Below are 17,390 nucleotides of genomic sequence, written 5' to 3' on the forward strand. Positions count from 1 at the left end.
CGCTTCCCCAAAGGCGCCGGCGGCGACGACATCCCGGCCGTCGACACCTTCGCGGGGATCGACGTCCTGCACCGCGGCGAGCGGCCCGACCTCCTCCTGGTCTCCGTCGGAGCGATGGCCGCCACCTGCCTGGAGGTCGCCGGCCGACTGGCCGCGCAGGGCCTCGGCGTCACCGTCGTGGACCCCCGCTGGGTCAAGCCGGTCACGCCCGAACTCGTGGGGCTCGCCCTCGAACATCGGCTGGTCGCCACGGTCGAGGACAACGGCCGCGTCGGCGGAGTCGGGGCGCACATCGCCCAGGCACTGAGCGACGCCGGAGCGGCCCTGCCGGTCCGTGTCTTCGGCATCCCCCAGCACTTCCTCGACCACGGCTCACGCTCCGACGTCCTGGAGGCCAGCGGTCTCACCCCCCGCCGTCTCACCCACGCGCTGCTGGAATCCCTGCCCTCCGGATGGCAGGCCCGGCGGGGAGCCACCGACTCCCTCGCCGTCGGCTGACACCGGGCACCCGACGGGCGGTCGGCACCCACCCGCACGGTGAGATCCCGCCGACCGCCCGCCGCCGCGCCCTGTCTCCAGGTGTCCAGCGTTTCCACACCCCTCAACGGCACACGGTCATCAGCCACCACCCGGTCCGCCCGGACCGGCCGACCCTCTTGGGGAACTGCCATGTCTGTCGCTCTCGGAGTGCCGACGGTGCCGCCGAGGCTGGCCCGACGACGTACCAGCCGTCAGATTCACGTAGGGACCGTACCCGTGGGCGGCGACGCCCCGGTCTCGGTCCAGTCCATGACCACGACCCGCACGTCCGACATCGGCGCCACCCTCCAGCAGATCGCCGAACTCACCGCATCCGGCTGCCAGATCGTCCGCGTCGCCTGCCCTACCCAGGACGACGCCGACGCCCTCGCGACCATCGCCCGCAAGTCGCAGATCCCAGTGATCGCGGACATCCACTTCCAGCCGAAGTACGTGTTCGCCGCGATCGAGGCGGGCTGTGCGGCCGTACGCGTCAACCCGGGCAATATCAAGCAGTTCGACGACAAGGTCAAGGAGATCGCGCGGGCCGCCAAGGACCACGGCACCCCGATCCGGATCGGCGTCAACGCGGGCTCCCTGGACCGCCGTCTGCTGGAGAAGTACGGCAGGGCCACCCCGGAGGCGCTGGTCGAGAGCGCGCTGTGGGAGGCGTCCCTCTTCGAGGAGCACGACTTCCCGGACATCAAGATCTCCGTCAAGCACAACGACCCCGTCGTCATGGTCGAGGCGTACAAGCAGCTCGCGGCTCAGTGCGACTACCCCCTGCACCTCGGGGTCACGGAGGCGGGCCCCGCCTTCCAGGGCACCATCAAGTCGGCGGTCGCGTTCGGCGCGCTGCTGTCCCAGGGCATCGGCGACACCATCCGCGTCTCCCTGTCCGCGCCGCCCGCCGAGGAGGTCAAGGTCGGCCTCCAGATCCTGGAGTCCCTCAACCTCAAGCAGCGCGGCCTGGAGATCGTGTCGTGCCCGTCCTGCGGGCGCGCCCAGGTCGACGTCTACAAGCTGGCCGAAGAGGTCACGGCAGGACTTGAAGGCATGGACATCCCCCTGCGCGTCGCGGTCATGGGATGCGTCGTCAACGGCCCCGGCGAGGCGCGCGACGCGGACCTCGGGGTCGCCTCCGGCAACGGCAAGGGGCAGATCTTCGTCAAGGGCAAGGTCGTCAGGACCGTCCCCGAGTCGAAGATCGTCGAGACGCTGATCGAGGAGGCGTTCAAGCTCGCCGAGCAGGACCGCGCCAAGGCGGTGGGCGAGTGAGCACACCGCCCACCGTCAAACAGCTCGACCGGGTCGTGATCCACTTCGCCGGTGACTCCGGCGACGGCATGCAGCTGACCGGCTCACGGCCCAGCCGGCCGGCTTCGGCAACGACCTGTCGACGCTGCCGAACTTCCCCGCCGAGATCCGCGCCCCCGCAGGCACCCTCCCCGGTGTCTCGTCGTTCCAGCTGCACTTCGCCGACCACGACATCCTCACCCCCGGCGACGCCCCGGACATCCTGGTCGCGATGAACCCAGCCGCGCTCCGGGCCAACCTGGCCGATCTGCCGCGCGGCGCCGAGATCATCGTCAACACCGACGAGTTCACCCGGCGCGCCCTGGCGAAGGCGGGCTGGGCCACCAGCCCGCTGCAGGACGGCACGCCGGTGGCGTACCGGGTGCATCCGGTGGCGCTGACCACGCTGACCGTGGAGGCGCTGAAGGACTCGGGGCTCACCCACAAGGACGCGGAGCGGGCGAAGAACATGTTCGCCCTTGGCCTGCTGTCGTGGATGTACCACCGGCCCACCGAGGGCACCGAGAAGTTCCTGCGCACCAAGTTCGCCAGGAAGCCGGAGCTGGCCGAGGCCAATGTGACCGCCTTCCGGGCGGGCTGGAACTACGGCGAGACCACCGAGTCCTTCGCCGTCTCCTACGAAGTCGCCCCGGCGCAGCGCGCCTTCACCCCGGGCCGCCACCGCAACATCTCCGGCAACCTGGCCCTCGCCCTGGGCCTGGTGACCGCCGCCGACCGCGCACAACTGCCGCTGTTCCTGGGCTCGTACCCGATCACCCCGGCCAGCGACATCCTGCACGAGCTGTCGCGGCACAAGAACTTCGGTGTGCGCACCTTCCAGGCCGAGGACGAGATCGCCGGGATCGGCGCGGCCCTCGGCGCCGCCTTCAGCGGATCGCCGGCGGTGACCACCACCTCCGGCCCCGGCGTGGCCCTCAAGTCGGAGACCATCGGCGTCGCCGTCTCCCTCGAACTCCCGCTCCTGGTCGTCGACATCCAGCGCGGCGGACCGTCCACAGGCCTGCCGACCAAGACCGAGCCGGCGGATCTCCTCCAGGCGATGTACGGCCGCAACGGCGAGGCCCCGGTCCCGGTGCTCGCCCCGCACATCCCGGCCGACTGCTTCGACGCGGCCCTGGAGGCGGCCCGGATCGCGCTGACCTACCGCACCCCGGTGTTCCTGCTCTCCGACGGCTACCTGGCCAACGGCTCCGAGCCCTGGCGCATCCCCGACGTGGCCGAACTACCCGATCTGCGCGTGGAGTTCGCCACCACCCCGAACCGCCCCGACGGCTCCTTCTGGCCGTACCTGCGCGACCCCCGGACCCTGGCCCCTCCCTGGGCGATCCCGGGCACGCCGGGCCTGGAACACCGCCTCGGCGGCATCGAGAAACAGGACGGCACGGGCAACATCTCCTACGACCCCGCCAACCACGACGTCATGGTCCGCACCCGGCAGGCCAAGATCGACGGCATCGACGTCCCCGACCTGTCGGTGTGGGTCGTCACCGGCGACGGCGACGCCCGGCTGCTGGTGCTGGGCTGGGGCTCGACGTACGGACCGATCACCGCGGCCGTGCGCGAGGTGCGCGCCGCCGGCGGCCGGGTCGCCACCGCGCATCTGCATCACCTCAACCCCTTCCCCGCCAACCTCGGTACGCTGCTGCGCCGTTACGGCCGGGTCCTGGTCCCGGAGATGAACCTCGGCCAGCTCGCCCTGCTGCTGCGTGCGCGGTTCCTGGTGGACGTGTGCTCCCACACCCAGGTCTCCGGCATACCGTTCAAGGCCGCGCAGCTGGCCGCCGTGATCAAGGAGAACGCAGAAGACACACAAGACGAAGAAGGCACGGAGGCCACCGGTGTCCACTGACCTCACGCTCACCACGAAGGACTTCAAGTCCGACCAGGAGGTGCGCTGGTGCCCCGGCTGCGGCGACTACGCGATCCTCGCCACCGTACAGGGCTTCATGCCACACCTGGGCATCGCGCGCGAGAACATCGTCTTCGTCTCGGGCATCGGCCGCTCCTCCCGCTTCCCGTACGACATGAACACCTACGGCATGCACTCCTTCCACGGCCGCGCCCCCGCCATCGCCACCGGCCTGGCCTGCGCCCGCCCCGACCTGTCGGTGTGGGTCGTCACCGGCGACGGCGACGCCCTGTCGATCCGCGGCAACCACCTCATCCACGCCCTGCGCCGCAACATCAACCTCAAGATCCTGCTGTTCAACAACCAGATCTACGGGCTGACCAAGGGCCAGTACTCGCCCACCAGCGAGCAGGGCAAGGTCACCAAGTCGACGCCGATGGGCGCCCTCGACGAGCCGTTCCGCCCGCTGTCGCTGGCCATCGGCGCGGAGGCGTCCTTCGTCGCCCGCACCCTCGACTCCGACCGCAGGCACCTGACGGACGTCCTGCGCCAGGCCGTCGCCCACCCCACCCCGGCACTGCCCTGGTCTAGATCTACCAGAACTGCAACATCTTCAACGACGGCGCCTTCGACGCCCTCAAGGACCCCGCCACCCCCGACGACGCCCTGCTGCGCCTGGAACACGGCAAGCCCTACCGGCTCTCCCCGGACGCCGACGAGATCGTCCACGACGCCGAGGACCCGGACCCCACCGCCGCCTTCGCTCTCTCCCGGCTCAGCCGCCCCACCCCGATCGGCGTCCTGCGCGACGTGCAGCGCCCTGCGTACGACCGGCTGATGGACGACCAGTTGGAGCAGCCGTCGCTGAGCGGGGCCGGGGCGACCTGGCCGCGCTGCTGGCCGGCAACGACACCTGCACAGTCGGGGCTTGAGCCCCGACGGGAACCGCACACCGACAGCGACACGAACAAAAGGAAGCACCCGTGACCTACGTCATCGCCCAGCCCTGTGTGGACGTCAAGGACAAGGCCTGCATCGAGGAATGCCCCGTCGACTGCATCTATGAGGGCCGGCGGGCCCTGTACATCCACCCGGACGAATGCGTCGACTGCGGCGCCTGCGAACCGGTCTGCCCCGTCGAGGCGATCTTCTACGAGGACGACGTGCCCGTGGAGTGGAAGGATTACCACAAGGCGAACGTCGAGTTCTTCGACGACCTCGGCTCGCCCGGCGGCGCCGGTGGCCTCGGCCCGGTTGAGCGCGACCACCCGCTCGTCGCCGGACAGCCGGTCCGCGCGGCATGAGCCAGGTCGGAGTGGATCGCCGGGCGCGGGTCACCGTCCGTGCGCCGGGCAAGGTCAACCTGACGCTGTCGGTGGGCCCCCGCCGCCCGGACGGACACCACGAACTCACCACCGTCTTCCTGGCAGTCGGCCTCCACGACGTGGGTGCGGATCGCCCCCGCACCATGGCTCACCGTCACCGTCCGGGGCCCCGGCGCCGCCGACATCCCCGCCGGCGACGGCAATCTGGCGGCGCGGGCGGTCCGCCTGATCGCCCGCGCCGCCGGGGTCGAACCGGCCGTCGCCGTCCACATCGACAAACGCATCCCCGTCGCCGGCGGCATGGCCGGAGGCAGCGCCGACGCGGCGGCCGCGCTGGCGGGCTGCGACGCGCTGTGGGGCCTCGGCCTCTCCCGGGAGGAACTGCGCCTCCTGGCCGCCGAACTGGGCAGCGACGTCGGCTTTCCGCTGTACGGCGGGGTCGCGCTGGGCACCGGACGCGGTGAACTCCTCACCCCGCTGGAGACCTCCGGCGCCGGGGCGTTCCACTGGGTCTTCGCGGTGTCCCCGCACGGGCTGGCCACCCCGGCGGTCTTCCAGGAGTACGACCGGCTGAGGCGGACGCGGCCCGCCGACTGCGAGCGGCCCGCGCCGGAGCGGGTGGCGGCGGTGACCGACGCGCTGGACAGCGGCGACGCCGCCCTGCTCGCTGCGGCCGTCAAGGACGCCAACGACCTCCAGGAAGCTGCCCTGTCCCTGCGCCCGGAGCTGGCGGACACCCTGCGGCTGGGACCGGAGCACGGCGCCCTGGCCGGCCTGGTCTCGGACTCGGGGCCGACCTGCGCCTTCCTCACGGAGTCGGCATGCGCGGCGGCGACACTGGCCACCGCCCTGTCCGCGACCGGCCGCTACCGCGACGTCCTCGTCACGGCCGGCCAGGCGGGCGGCTGTACGGCGGTCCCGGACTGAACCGAGGGCTGTCGAGGGCCGTAGCGGAGCGGTCCGGCGGGAATGCCGAGGGGCTGGTACCGGAGAGATCCGAGACCGGCCCCTCGGCGTTCGATGCGAGGCGTAGAGCTCAGGCCGCGGAAACCGCTCCCGCCGCGAACGCCTTGAGAAGCTGAACGGAAAATTCCTCAGGTCACGGGCATGCTGATGCGTTCGTTGGCCAGAGCTTGAGGTGAGCAGACGCTCGTCAGCCGGCGGGTGGAGGGTGACGTCGTGGCCGAGGGCCTTGAGCTGGCGGACCAGGTCGCGGGTGCGGCGGATGGGATCGATCAGGCGCTGGTGGAAGTCGGAACCGAGGTCTCGGTAGTCCGTGTCTGGGTCGTTGATCAGGTGCCAGGCGATGACGAGGATCGAGCGGGCGACGGCGACCAGGGCCTTCTTGCGGCCGCGGCGTTTGACGATGCGTCTGTAGCGGGCGCCGAGGAAGGTGTCGGTGCGTGAAGCGGCGGTGGCTGCCTCGCCGAGGGCACCCTTGAGCCACGGGTTGCCCCGGCCGGTGGGGCTGGCGCCCCGCTTGGCGCCGGACTGGGTTGTGAGCGGGGTGAGCTTGGCCCAGCTGGCGAGGTGGTCGGCGGTGGGGAACACGCCCATGTCCGGGCCGAGTTCGGCCAGCAGGACGTGAGCGATCGTGACGCCGACGCCCGGGATCTGGTCGAGGCGCTCGACCAGCGATGGTCCAGGGCGTGAGGCTTCCTCCGGGCCGGGCAGGTCACGGACAGCGCCGGTGATCTGTTCGGTAAGCCGGGCGATCTGCGCGGTGAGATGGTCGACGCTGTCCAGTAACGTCTGGCAGAGGAAGCCGTGATGGTCCTCGAACTGCCCGGTCAGGGCGTCGGTGAGGGCGGCCTTCTTGCGGACCAGGTTGCCGCGGGCAAGGTCGGCCAGGGCGCGCGGGTCGCGCTCACCGGCGATGAGAGCGGTGAGCATGGACCGGCCCGAGACCCCGGACAGGTCGGTGACTACGCTGGTCAGCTTGATCTGGGCGTCCTCCAGGACCTTCTCGACGCGCTGCTTGTGCCGGGCGCGTTCCTGGTTGAGAACCGTCCGCAGCCGGGTCATGTCGCGCAGTTGCCGCACCGGCTTCGGCGGCACGAACGACGGCCTGAGCATGCCGCGTTCGGTCAGCTTGGCCAGCCAGACCGCGTCCAGCTTGTCCGTCTTGGGTCGGCCCGGGACGTTCTTCACGTCGCGCGCGTTGACCAGCCAACACTCCAGCCGCGGGCCTCCAGGAGGAAGAAGTACGTTTCCAGTACGAGCCGGTCGCCTCCATCACCACCCGCGCGACGCCCTGGCACACCAGGCGGTCGCCCAGTTCCAGGATCGCCGCAGTGGTCGCCGGGACGTTCCACACCTCCTGCACCCGCCGCCCGGCACGACTCTCGTAGGGCAGGCGCATACACACCAATCCCGACGCCTTCGCGACGTCGATTGCCGCGACCCGTTCCACCAGGTCCTCGGCCCTGCCGAGTTCCTCCGGCTCCGGCACCGTCCTCACCTCGCTACCTCGCACGGACAAGCCAGGGTCGCGGCTGCCCGGGAGCGGGAGGGGACGTCGGAAAGCTGAACGGCGTACTGGAAGGCAACAGTGCATGGCCCCTCAGGCCGGCTCCGGCGTCAGACTGTGTCGCGGGATCGCTCCCCCAAGTTTCTGCCGACGTCAACGGACAGCCGCCGACACAATTTTCACGCCTGGCAAGGCGTCACGAGGAGAGATACGGCAACTGTGTCTGAGCCCTGCATGAAAATACGTTGGGGGATTATCGACTGCGTGGAACCTGCCGACGGGGTTGCTGCGTTTTAGTGAGCGTACCGACCCACACAAAGGCTCAAAGGGGGGCACATGAGGGAAACAGGAACGCCGCGTGAGGGACGCCGGGGCTCTTCTGGGGAAGGGGAGTTGCGGAGAGAGTCTCGGGACATCAGCGAGCTTCCCAAGGTCATATATGAAAAGAGCGTTGGGAGCACTCTGTCAGACAAGTACTCAGAAAAGGCGGATGTGGGGAGCATCGTGAAGATGGCCCGTGTGACAGATCGAACTACAGATCTGGCTTACGACGTCCCGCCTCTCGTCAACGAGCGAAGCGTTGTGCGCAGTGCGCTCCGGGAGCTCGCCAAGGAGCCGGTTCCGGTGACCTGCGCGGAAGCCAATGAGCGCGTCAAGCATCTCGCGATCAAGTTCTACCCTGTCGAGGAACAGGGTGAGCAGGTTGCAATCGCTGCTGTTTGTCCGACACGAGGAGACCAGCAGCGAAAAATCCCTGATCTTCCCTGGGATGCGGCGACAGTCGGGCTCACGGCTGAGTTCGGGGGGATTGATGCTGCCGCTATGGATGCCGTGCGAAGGGTGATGGCGGACAGGGAGGACTGGGTGTCCGGGGCCACCCGGTTTCTGGCCGGTTTTGCCCTCGTCTGTTTCATGCCCACGGCTGTTATCGGAATGACCACCAGTCTCATGGGTGATGCAGTCCGCAATTTCGACATGGGGGAAGAGCGGAAGGATACCGAAGAGATGAGGACGGACAAGGCTCGTGCAGATTTCTTCCAGGGGCTCGCGTTCAGTGCATTGCTTGGTCAGTGGGAGGACCTCCTGAAGGCCTGACAGGTCACGCCTCATGCCCGGATGGTGGTTGGAGCGAGGCGTCCTCGCTCCTACGGTGACGGCATGGGCAGGGACGGAGGGCCTCGGCTACGGCTGGTCGTGGTCAGAGGTCACGACTCCGGGCCGCGGTTGTGCCGTGGGTGCGGTGGTCCGCTGATGCCGTCGGCGAAGGTGACGGCCCTGTTCTGTTCGTCCGTTTGCCGGTCGCGGCACTGGCGGCGGATGCGGCGGGCGCGGGCGAGGACCGAGGCGGTGAAGGCTGGCGTGACGGCCAGCTACCCGGAGTGCGGGCGGCCCTGGACGGTTGGGGTCGAGCGCCCTGCCTCGGCAACGTACTGCTCTCCCCGCTGTCGCAAACGGGCCTGGCACAAGCGGCGCACGCAGCCGGGCGGCGTGTGAGACCGCGCATCCGGCTGACATAACGCGCCTCTCCGCACCGGGACGCACACCCTTTCCGGCGGCGCAAGGCGGTCGGATGGTGCGAAGTGACGGGCCGCCAGGGCGACTTGGCGGCATGGGCAGGGTGCCGCACCCGGGCCCGTGAGGGTGGTGTCGGGATGCCCGAGATGATCGGCAGTGTGACCCGGGAACGCTACGACGAGCTGGTCAAGCTGGGACGGGACTGGGTCGCCACGATGAGCGGCGCCCAGTGGCGGATCGGCGATGCGGCCCTGGAGATCGAGCCGATGCGCTCGTATGGGGGTGCGAATCCGTGCGGGAAGGACGACCTGTTCACCGTCAACGAGGCAATCCGGCTGTTCGCCGAGGACATCGGCCTGTCGTACTCCACTGTCCGCGACTACCGGTGGGTGTCCTCGCGTTGGCCGAAGAACGCCGGCGGGCGGACGTCTCGCACACCATCCACAAGATCCTTGCCAGCATCCCCGATGAGCAGGAGAGATTCGAGGCGGTCAACAACCCCCCGCCCAACCCGCGCGGCGGAGAACCGAGGTGGACGCACGACAGCGCGAAGCGCGTGGTGGGATGGAAGGTCGACTCCCCGGAGAGCGTCCAGGAGAAGGTGGAGGCCATCCACGACCTTGCCACCGAAGGCTCAGGAGGGTCACCCAGGCGCGGCGGAGCTGGCGCAGACGTTCGGGTCGATGGCAGTCGCTGCGCGGATGGAGTTCATGCAGTGGTGCATGCGCGTGCTCGGTGACCAGCTCGAAGACGTCAAGGAGTCGATGGACAGTCTCCGCCGCAAACTGCCCGACCGGTGACGTCCACCCGCTGGCATCGAGTGCTCGCCGTGGGGCCGTGGGAGATCAGTGCAAGTTGGTGGACTGGCCCGTCTCCAGGCCCGGGGCTCTTCCGTGACGGCATCAGTCGGGGAACTGGAGGAACGCCATCTGCACGCGCAGCAGATGGGCGTCAGGGGAGGTTTCTTCATAGCGGTCCATGACCTTCTGGTATCGGCTGGCCTCGAAGTCCTCGCAGGCCCTCTCGTGCTCGTCCAGGCCGCAGGCCAGGGCGAGTGCCGCGCCCTCGCGCAGGGCCTCCCGCTTCGTGGCATACACCCACACGTCCAACCGCCCGCCGCCGCTGTAGCCGCGGTGCGCCAGCGTCCAGACCGCGGGAGCCTGTGTGGTCTCCACCTGCCCGCCTGGCCGGTAGGGGCGAGAGGCGACCTGCTGCCTGATGAACCCCGAATAGTCGGCCACTTCGGCACGGTACTGCCTGCACCGTCACGGCTCGGGGATACCTCAGAAGGTTGCGCAGCAAGGGTGGTTCCGCGGCCCGCTGAGTGTCCGGCCGGCAGGCGGGTCCTGGCCCACGGCGGCCTCGTCGTCCGCGACGATCTCCAGGTTGCGGCAGGCACGGCAGACGTTGCCGACGCCGCCCATGCCATACGGCCAGGACCCGGTCCCGCAGTCTGACCGCAAGCCCGCCGATCGCATGGACCAGGGCCACGACGACGTTCTCCGGCGGGTGCGGCTACTTGTGAGGAGAAGCATTGAGCCGGGGTAGAAGAGCCGCACCCGACTCCCTTGACACACAGCACTTGTGGATACGCGCGTAAGCGGAAGTCTGCGCGCAGGCTCCGGGATGTCAGCCGCCTGGGGTCACCTGGTTCATCGGCAGCCACAGTGTGGTGTTCGAGGACGGGCCAGTGTTCGTCTGGCGTAGGCGGGTGAGTTCGGCGTCGGTCAGGGCCCGGTTCCAGACGCGGACCTCATCAATGCCGCCGGTGAAGAAGGCCCGGCTGTCCATGCGCTGGCCGATGTGCACCCCGAACGGCGAGTTGCGGCTGACCGATCCGGACACGTCCGCTGTGCTGAAGCGCCTGCCGTCGAGGAACAGGGTGAGCCGCCCGCCACCGCGGCGCAGGGCGAGGTGGTGCCAGCGGCCGTCATTGTGCGCGGAGGTGGTGCTGACGGAAGCCGACCGTACGATCGTCGCGCCGCTGCGCACCGTCATCACACCGCGCACCCGGTTGCTCGCCGGTTCGCCGCGCAGCCAGAACTGGGGCTGGCTGCCGCCGACGCCGCCCATCCACAGCAGCGGCTGCTCACCTGCCCGACTGGTATAGCGGAACCACAGGGAAGCGGTGAAGTTCTGGGTGCCGAGCGCGAGTGGGGGGCGGAACGGCAGGCGCACCGCGTCGTCGGCGCCGTCGAAGGCCAGGGCGCCACCGAACACGCCGGCTGTGGTCGAGGCCCCGCCCAGTACGCTCGCGCGCTGGGCGGACGGGGCGTGGTCGGCCGTGGCCGGGTCGGGGCCGCGGCGCGGTGTGAGCCATTCCTCGTTGAAGCGGGCGAAGCGGATCTCGTCGCGGGCGTCGACGGTGCCGCCCTCATACATCAGTCCCACCACGTCACCACCGATGTGCACCATGTCGGAGTAGCCCGACCAGTCCTGGGTCACGAAGGTGCCGCGGTCCACGCTCTCCCAGGTGCTGCCGCCGTCATAGGAGGAGCGGATCATCATGGCCCGGCGGCGGTCCGGATCGCCGGGGCAGGACAGCAGGATGCGGCCGCCCAGCTGCAGCGCCGAGCCCTGAACCTGCGGCGCGTAGAAGTCGGCAAGGGCCCGGAACCGGGTGGCGAAGCTGGCTCCGCCGTCCAGGCTGACGGTCTGGGTGCGGTGGCCGAGATCGGTGCCGTCCTCATCGCGACCGCTGACCAGGACGGCACCGTCGGTGCGCTCGGTGAGGGTGAGTTCGGACGGCTTCTGGCGGAAGGTGCCGTCGGCGGCGACGGGCCAGGAGTCGGTGGCGCCCCTTCGCCAGGTGGTGCCGCGGTCGTCGCTGACGATGAGGGCTGCGTGATTGGCGGTGACCCGGCTGCCGTTCCAGGTCTCGGCGTTGACGCCGAGGACCAGCCGACCGCGGTGGCTGCCGCGGGTGAGCTGGATCCCGTGGACGGGGCCGGTGGCGTACCAGGAGTTCCAGTTCGGGGGCATGATCTGCGCGCTCAGGTCACGCGGCCGGGACCAGGTGCGGCCGTCGTCGTCGCTGTACTGCAGATGAGGGCTGCGCTCACACGGCACAGCGCAGCTCGAGCCGTCCGCACTGGCCGGGTTGTGTGTCTGCGCCAGCAGGATCCGGCCGGTTGCCCGGTCCACGACCGGGGCGGGGTTGCCGTGGGTGTCACCGGCACCGTCGCTGACGACCCGCAGCGGCCCCCAGGTACGGCCGCCGTCCATCGAGCGTTTCAGCACGATGTCGATGTCCCCCGCATCCCCGCAGGTGCGATGACGGCCCTCGGCGAACGCCAGGAGCGTGCCCTGGCCGCTCTGCACGACCGCCGGGATCCGGAAGCACGCATACCCCGGATCCTGGGACACCTTGAAGATGACCCGCTGCTCGAACAAGGGTGCCGCCTTGGCGGGCTGGGCGCCGGCAGGGCCCGCGAACGCCGCCGCGGCCGCCATGACGACGCCCGCAGCGAGACCGGCCCCCAGACGTGCGCGAAGCCCCGACCGCATACAAGACCCTTCGATGTGACCGTTCATCCCGACAAACCACGCCCAACCTATGCACGACGGGCAGAATTTGACGTCAGAGACACGCCACAGAAGGAACATGGCGCACCACGCGACCAACCCCAGGGACATCCCCCTGCCGGGCACGCCTGCGCCGCGCCGATCATGAACGGACACCCCCCGAAACCGTCACCCGCCGCCCGCGAACACACTGCTCCAGCGTGACCCTCCGCCCGGCACAGTCCGGCGCCGGCCGGCAGAGGACGGGACGCGGGGGTGCCGCACGCCGGCGCGAGACCGGAACACCACACCCCCAGCACCCCGGCACCGGACAACATGTCCGCAGCACCCCGTCGGCCGTGCGGCCCCCGAAAACCAGCAGAACACACTGCTGCACGCCATGTAACGGGCGCGAACAGCCCCCGCAACACCGGGACATGCCATCACCGCCAGACAGTGCGGAACCGGTCAGTACCGCAACCACCAAGCCTCGCCAGGCTGGCCAGGCTGCGGCACAGGCTGCACAGCGGACAGCGGGAACCGGCACCGGCCGCAGCCACGGGCGGCTCTCCGGCAGCGATGAGCGTGAACGCAGGGGGAGTTGACGGCACACGTATGGTGGATAGGGAAACGCATCAACGCCCGCCCCGGGCCGTGAGCCGGGCGGGCCGAACGGGGGAAGAAAGGTGCGTGCCCGATGACAATCGGGCTCCTCTCCACGATTGCTGCCGTGTTCTACGGCGGCACGGTCTCCATCCTCGCCCTGACCGCGACCTTCGCTCCACGCCCCACGCTGCGGCGTGAAGCACGCAGCACCCTCGCCGTCCTGGTACCAGGAAGGTCAGCGGAACCGCAGCAGCCAGACCCCGCAGCAGCAAGCCCACACAACTGAACGGCCACAGCAAAACCACGCGGCCACACACAGCCCGACCGGCCAAGCCGCCAAAGGCACCCACCCCAACGGATACCCCACCCGCTGCGGATGCGGGCACGTTCCTTGCCCTGGGCGGCGAGCACGTCGAGGTGGCGGGCGCTGGCGTTGCGCCAGCGCAGGCAGCGGTGCAGGTCCCGGGTCTGCGCGGGATGACTGCGGTGGAGGGGAATCGGCCAGGGTGAACTGCCGCAGCGGGCCGACGTACGCCTCGACCGGGTTGGCCCAGGAGGCGCAGGTCGGGGGAAGCACAGCTCGACCTTGTTCTTCTCCGCCCAGCGGCGGATGTCCGCACCGGTGCGGGCGCAGAGGTCGTCCAAGATGACGCAGACCGGGGCGCCGTCGGGCCGGGCGGCGCGAATCGACTTCAGCGCCCCGAGGGTGTTGGCGCCCCTGCGGCGACGGCTGACGCCCCACAGACGGTCGTCGCCCATGGAGTAACAACCCCGTACCCTTCAAAAAGGCCCGATCGGGCACAAGCAGTGACCATAGAGCGGGAGATGGGGTCCGGCGCGAAGCAGGAACGCATCCGAAGCAGTCGCAGCGCGGTGAGGATGCGTGTCTCCAGGTGGTCGAGACAGACGTTCCACGCGGCCGCGGCCTGAAGCTGGTCGTCCGGGGTGGGGAGACATCGAGGAGTTCGTTGCGCTTGTGTTCGAGCAGGCACAGGTACTCCGACAGGGCATGCCGGTCTCCGCGCGCCAGGCGGCGACCTGCAGCAGAGCCAGCGGGAGGACACCGAGGGCGTCGGCGAGGCGGTCCGCCTCGGAGTCGTCGAGGACGTCCCCGGAGGGGCCCGAGCGACGCAGCAGTTCCTTGCTCTCCTCCCGGGTGAAGACGTCGACCTCGAGCGAGTGGCCCACCACACTCCAGCGCCGGCTGCGGGAGGTGACAAGGATGGTGCCGCTTCCACGTGTGGAGAAGCAGTCCTGGACACGCTCCGGACTGTCCGCATGGTCGAAGATCAGCAGCCAGCGCGAGTACGGCCACCCCTCCCGCAGCGCCTCGCGCACCCAAGGCCCCGCGATGTTGGCCTCGGCGCCGCCAGTCCGACCCGCAGGGACGCCACGGTGAACCGGGGCACGGAGGGCACGTCGGCCGTCTCGAACAGCTCGTCCGCGCCGAGCAGGACCGCTCGGTACCCCCCTGGACGTCCGCGAGCCGTGCGCGTACGTCGTGCAGCGCCCGGGCAGTGTTCCTGCGACGGGACGCGCCAATAACGCCTGGCGGATGTTGGGGCCGAACGTGAAGGCCAGGTCGGCCGCGCGCCCTCAACTCCCGGGCCCGTGAGGACGACACGCACGGTCGGGACCGGTCCACTTCGGGACGAGCACCAGACCTCAAGATATCTGTCGATTCGCCAACGCCCATCGGAGGGACGCTGAGATGGGATGGGGGCTGGGACAGCTGCGTGGCCGACAGCGAGGCAAGCACGTCATACTCGGTCGGCAAGAACGTATTCGTGATCAGGCCCCGGACCGGGCCGGTGGACCGGCAGGTCTCTGACCATGAGGGACAACTTCAAGGACAGGGACGTCGTCTGAAAGGCAAGCTGTAGAACGGGGCGCCATGTCCCGTACGATCGAACCGCGGAATGACGCGTAGAACTTGACGCGCAGAGGGCCCCGTCCCCGGGGGACGCTACCCCCCGGTTCCAGGGCCCTCCATCCGCGACACAGCCAGTGAGCCCGGTCGTTCGCTATTCGGCCGGGCTCACTGCTTGCCCGCCGCTACGACCCGCTCACGCCTCTCCTGTCAGGAGAAGTGCTGCACCACGAGGTTGACGACGCCCGCCAGCACCGGCGACCAGTCGATCAAGAGCTGCCGGATGAGCCGACGCCGTTCCCGGCGCCGCTCGGCGGCATCCTGGTCACCGTCCCCAGCGGTCGTCTGTCCTTCCATATGGACCTCCGTGGTATCCGAGGAAGCCCGGCAGGACCTGCTTGCCGGACCTTCACCAACCGGTCGGTGAAGTACGAGGCGGACGCCACGAAGGAACATCCCCTGAGCCGGGGTTGTGACTCCCCGGCCCTACGAGCCCACGCCTATTTGCTAGTTGAGGGGAGGACGTGCCAAGACTGGCAGCGGTCGCGGTGCGTTGCAACACGGACACAAGCCACGAAGCCGTGGTACCAGGGCCGCTCTTTTTCTGGCTCAACAGCCTTGTCGCCACCCTGCGGGTGAGTCGAAGACCCGCGGGATATGAGGGCATCGCACGCTGAGCACCAGGAACACCGCATGGAGGCCTTCCTTAAAGCTCACACTCCAGAGGGAAGAAGCACGCCCTGTCCTCCCCCGGACGGCTCCAGTGCGGATGGCTGTCCGCCGAGCGCCCCCGCAGCCGGCGCCACCTGTTGCGCCAGAGCCGGTGCCAGGCGGCCCGCTGCAGGCGCTCCAGTCTGCGCACCACCACCGGACAGTCCAGGACCAGCGGGATCGGGGAGGTCGAGTCGGACTCCTTCGACCACCACTCGACCGGCTCGTCCAGCAGCTCCCAAGGCAGGACGAATCCAAGGATCGCCGGCTGCCGCAGATCGGACCACTTCTCCCGACCTCCCCGCATCCGCCTGGTGCGCAGCTCGGCCAGCGAGCGCAGGAGCGGCCGCGCGCCTGCTCCGAGCCGATCCCCTGGGCTTCTCAACCAGCCTCAACCACAGGGGCATTGTCAGGGGCGGCCGGTAGCTGACCTGGTGAGCCACACGCAGGGCTTCCGGGTCGAGCTGGCCCCTGACTGTCAGACAGCTCTCTGCGTGAGCACGAAGCCGTGGATCGGCGACAGTCACGGCGGACATGAGTATCGATCCTGACGGGCAGTCCGATCTTGCTTCGTGCACGACGACACGGAGCGCACGACACGGAGCGCACGAAGTGGAGGTACCGAGTGCTCATCGTCGACACCGACGTCGTCCGGGCGGAAGGAACGCCAGCTGCGGGCCGGAAAGCTGACGTCTCCTGCCTGCGGGGCCGTGCTCGCGCCACGGGGACACCGCCGGAGATCCGCGATGATCTCCGGGGCCCGGCTGTTCGTACGTCCTCGCCGTTCACACTGCACAGGCTGTCAGATCACCCACATGCTGCTGCCGAAGATGCTGTGGCCGCGGCGGACGGACGCTGCCGAGGTGATCGGAGCCGGGCCGGAGACAGCAGCCCCGGGCCCGGGGCAACGCCAGGTCGCCGCCCATCTATGCCAGGCCGAGGGAACTCGAAGCGAAACGCGGAGGCTGGCTTGTCCCGGTGATCGACTTCGCCCCGGACGTGCCGAGATGGCGCCAGGTGTACGAGGTGGTCCGTCAGCGCTCCGGCGGTGGATGGTCGGTGACGGTGGCTGCGCGCCGCCACGGCGGCTCTCAGCCAGGGCCGCTTCCAGCCCGGCCCTCCACGACATGCCCGCACCCGATCGCCAGGCCAAGCCAGGATCTGGTTCGACTCGCTCGACAGGTGACCCCATGCGGCCGTCCCCCGACCACATCCGCGCCATCGGCGCGGCGTACCTCACCCGCTAGCCATCCGGGCGCGATGCCCTGGCTGCGCTCTTCGACGCTCTCACCGGCGACGACGACCCGACCAACCGCAAGACCTTCCCGCGCACGTGACCCGCAGCGCCATCGTCATCGACAGCAGCAGCCGGGTGCCGCACATCCGGCACGAACACAACGGGCAAGGCCCTCGCGCCCGGCGGCCACAACGAACCGGGCGACCAGAACCTTCCCCGTGCCGCCCTGCGCGAGCTGTTCGAGGAAACCGGCATCCCTCACGACGCCGTCGTCCCCCTCCCGGGCGCACGTGGACCTCCGCTGGTCCTTCCTGCAGCGGGCCCAACACGCGGTGACGCTCCAGACCGAAGAGGTCAGCGGCTTCGAGTGGCGATCCTTCGGGGACGCCGCCTCGCCCACCGTCCGCGCCAAGCTGGCCCTCCTCCGCCGCCCTATTCATTCCTGACACACAGTGACGGGAGTCCGC

At 69.6% G+C, this 17,390-nt stretch carries 13 protein-coding genes and 5 pseudogenes; 12 read left to right on the forward strand and 6 right to left on the reverse strand.

Annotated elements, in window-relative coordinates; translation table 11 throughout:
* Positions 1 to 66: 66 nt before the first annotated feature.
* The 7 genes and pseudogenes from H4N64_RS45300 to H4N64_RS45305 all read left to right on the forward strand — a co-directional run bounded on the left by H4N64_RS45300 (position 67) and on the right by H4N64_RS45305 (position 6,417).
* Positions 67 to 498 (forward strand): transketolase C-terminal domain-containing protein, encoded by a 432-nt coding sequence (locus tag H4N64_RS45300; RefSeq protein ID WP_272491814.1) that lies wholly within the window; start codon positions 67 to 69, stop codon positions 496 to 498.
* A gap of 171 nt (positions 499 to 669) precedes the next feature.
* On the forward strand, positions 670 to 1,797 hold the full coding sequence (ispG, locus tag H4N64_RS22725; RefSeq protein WP_186284261.1) for a flavodoxin-dependent (E)-4-hydroxy-3-methylbut-2-enyl-diphosphate synthase: 1,128 nt from the start codon (positions 670 to 672) through the stop codon (positions 1,795 to 1,797).
* Positions 1,794 to 3,685, forward strand: a pseudogene (locus H4N64_RS22730) (2-oxoacid:acceptor oxidoreductase subunit alpha). The gene ispG and the pseudogene H4N64_RS22730 overlap by 4 nt, the downstream one beginning before the upstream one ends.
* Positions 3,675 to 4,617 (forward strand): annotated as a pseudogene (locus tag H4N64_RS22735) (2-oxoacid:ferredoxin oxidoreductase subunit beta). Before H4N64_RS22730 ends, H4N64_RS22735 begins: the two co-directional pseudogenes overlap by 11 nt.
* A 51-nt stretch (positions 4,618 to 4,668) precedes the next feature.
* The gene (fdxA, locus tag H4N64_RS22740) at positions 4,669 to 4,989 is read left to right on the forward strand and encodes a ferredoxin (RefSeq protein ID WP_186284262.1); all 321 of its coding nucleotides are present in this window, start codon (positions 4,669 to 4,671) and stop codon (positions 4,987 to 4,989) included.
* Positions 4,986 to 5,937 (forward strand): annotated as a pseudogene (locus H4N64_RS22745) (4-(cytidine 5'-diphospho)-2-C-methyl-D-erythritol kinase). The gene fdxA and the pseudogene H4N64_RS22745 overlap by 4 nt, the downstream one beginning before the upstream one ends.
* 252 nt (positions 5,938 to 6,189) lie before the next feature.
* Positions 6,190 to 6,417 carry a hypothetical protein gene (locus tag H4N64_RS45305; protein ID WP_260859886.1) on the forward strand — a complete coding sequence of 76 codons (228 nt, stop codon included), beginning with the start codon at positions 6,190 to 6,192 and terminating at the stop codon, positions 6,415 to 6,417.
* On the opposite strand, the pseudogene H4N64_RS45310 reads toward H4N64_RS45305, so the two are convergent.
* Positions 6,358 to 7,161 (reverse strand): annotated as a pseudogene (locus H4N64_RS45310) (IS110 family RNA-guided transposase); the annotation flags it as partial. The gene H4N64_RS45305 and the pseudogene H4N64_RS45310 overlap by 60 nt on opposite strands.
* A gap of 655 nt (positions 7,162 to 7,816) precedes the next feature.
* On the opposite strand from H4N64_RS45310, the gene H4N64_RS22755 reads away from it, so the two are divergent.
* On the forward strand, positions 7,817 to 8,575 hold the full coding sequence (locus tag H4N64_RS22755) for a hypothetical protein (RefSeq protein ID WP_186284263.1): 759 nt from the start codon (positions 7,817 to 7,819) through the stop codon (positions 8,573 to 8,575).
* 805 nt (positions 8,576 to 9,380) lie between these two features.
* The gene (locus H4N64_RS45315; RefSeq protein WP_336246771.1) at positions 9,381 to 9,734 is read left to right on the forward strand and encodes a DUF6192 family protein; all 354 of its coding nucleotides are present in this window, start codon (positions 9,381 to 9,383) and stop codon (positions 9,732 to 9,734) included.
* A gap of 163 nt (positions 9,735 to 9,897) precedes the next feature.
* Here H4N64_RS45315 and H4N64_RS22765 read toward each other — a convergent pair whose 3' ends face one another.
* A complete protein-coding gene (locus tag H4N64_RS22765; RefSeq protein ID WP_186284264.1) occupies positions 9,898 to 10,236 on the reverse strand; it encodes a hypothetical protein in 339 nt (112 codons plus the stop codon).
* Positions 10,237 to 10,624: 388 nt separating this feature from the next.
* Positions 10,625 to 12,502 (reverse strand): sialidase family protein, encoded by a 1,878-nt coding sequence (locus tag H4N64_RS22770; RefSeq protein ID WP_186284265.1) that lies wholly within the window; start codon positions 12,500 to 12,502, stop codon positions 10,625 to 10,627.
* A gap of 694 nt (positions 12,503 to 13,196) precedes the next feature.
* Here H4N64_RS22770 and H4N64_RS22775 point away from each other — a divergent pair.
* Positions 13,197 to 13,391, forward strand: a complete 195-nt coding sequence (locus H4N64_RS22775) for a hypothetical protein (protein ID WP_186284266.1) — start codon at positions 13,197 to 13,199, stop codon at positions 13,389 to 13,391.
* 59 nt (positions 13,392 to 13,450) lie between these two features.
* Here H4N64_RS22775 and H4N64_RS45320 read toward each other — a convergent pair.
* The 3 genes and pseudogenes from H4N64_RS45320 to H4N64_RS22785 all read right to left on the reverse strand — a co-directional run.
* A pseudogene (locus H4N64_RS45320) lies at positions 13,451 to 13,876 on the reverse strand (transposase); the annotation flags it as partial.
* 1,309 nt (positions 13,877 to 15,185) lie between these two features.
* Positions 15,186 to 15,332, reverse strand: coding sequence for a hypothetical protein (locus H4N64_RS22780; RefSeq protein ID WP_186284267.1), 147 nt, complete (start codon positions 15,330 to 15,332; stop codon positions 15,186 to 15,188).
* Positions 15,333 to 15,681: 349 nt separating this feature from the next.
* Positions 15,682 to 16,071, reverse strand: a complete 390-nt coding sequence (locus H4N64_RS22785) for a VMAP-C domain-containing protein (protein WP_186284268.1) — start codon at positions 16,069 to 16,071, stop codon at positions 15,682 to 15,684.
* A 187-nt stretch (positions 16,072 to 16,258) separates the two neighbouring features.
* Between H4N64_RS22785 and H4N64_RS46785 the strand changes: the two genes are divergently transcribed.
* Together H4N64_RS46785 and H4N64_RS45325 are read left to right on the forward strand one after the other, a co-directional pair.
* Complete coding sequence (locus H4N64_RS46785) at positions 16,259 to 16,933, forward strand: DUF6431 domain-containing protein (protein WP_418896281.1); 675 nt, start codon at positions 16,259 to 16,261, stop codon at positions 16,931 to 16,933.
* A gap of 280 nt (positions 16,934 to 17,213) precedes the next feature.
* Positions 17,214 to 17,369 (forward strand): hypothetical protein, encoded by a 156-nt coding sequence (locus H4N64_RS45325; RefSeq protein ID WP_260859888.1) that lies wholly within the window; start codon positions 17,214 to 17,216, stop codon positions 17,367 to 17,369.
* Positions 17,370 to 17,390: the final 21 nt, after the last annotated feature.

It is taken from the genome of Streptomyces cupreus, assembly GCF_014257025.1.
GTDB classification, from domain to species: domain Bacteria; phylum Actinomycetota; class Actinomycetes; order Streptomycetales; family Streptomycetaceae; genus Streptomyces; species Streptomyces cupreus.

Coding starts and splice junctions, on each gene's coding strand:
- ispG (WP_186284261.1), top strand. CDS start 670: ATGTCTGTCGCTCTCGGAGTGCCGACGGTGCCGCCGAGGCTGGCCCGA.
- H4N64_RS22755 (WP_186284263.1), top strand. CDS start 7,817: ATGAGGGAAACAGGAACGCCGCGTGAGGGACGCCGGGGCTCTTCTGGG.
- H4N64_RS22770 (WP_186284265.1), bottom strand. CDS start 12,502: ATGCGGTCGGGGCTTCGCGCACGTCTGGGGGCCGGTCTCGCTGCGGGC.
- H4N64_RS22775 (WP_186284266.1), top strand. CDS start 13,197: ATGACAATCGGGCTCCTCTCCACGATTGCTGCCGTGTTCTACGGCGGC.
- H4N64_RS22780 (WP_186284267.1), bottom strand. CDS start 15,332: ATGGAAGGACAGACGACCGCTGGGGACGGTGACCAGGATGCCGCCGAG.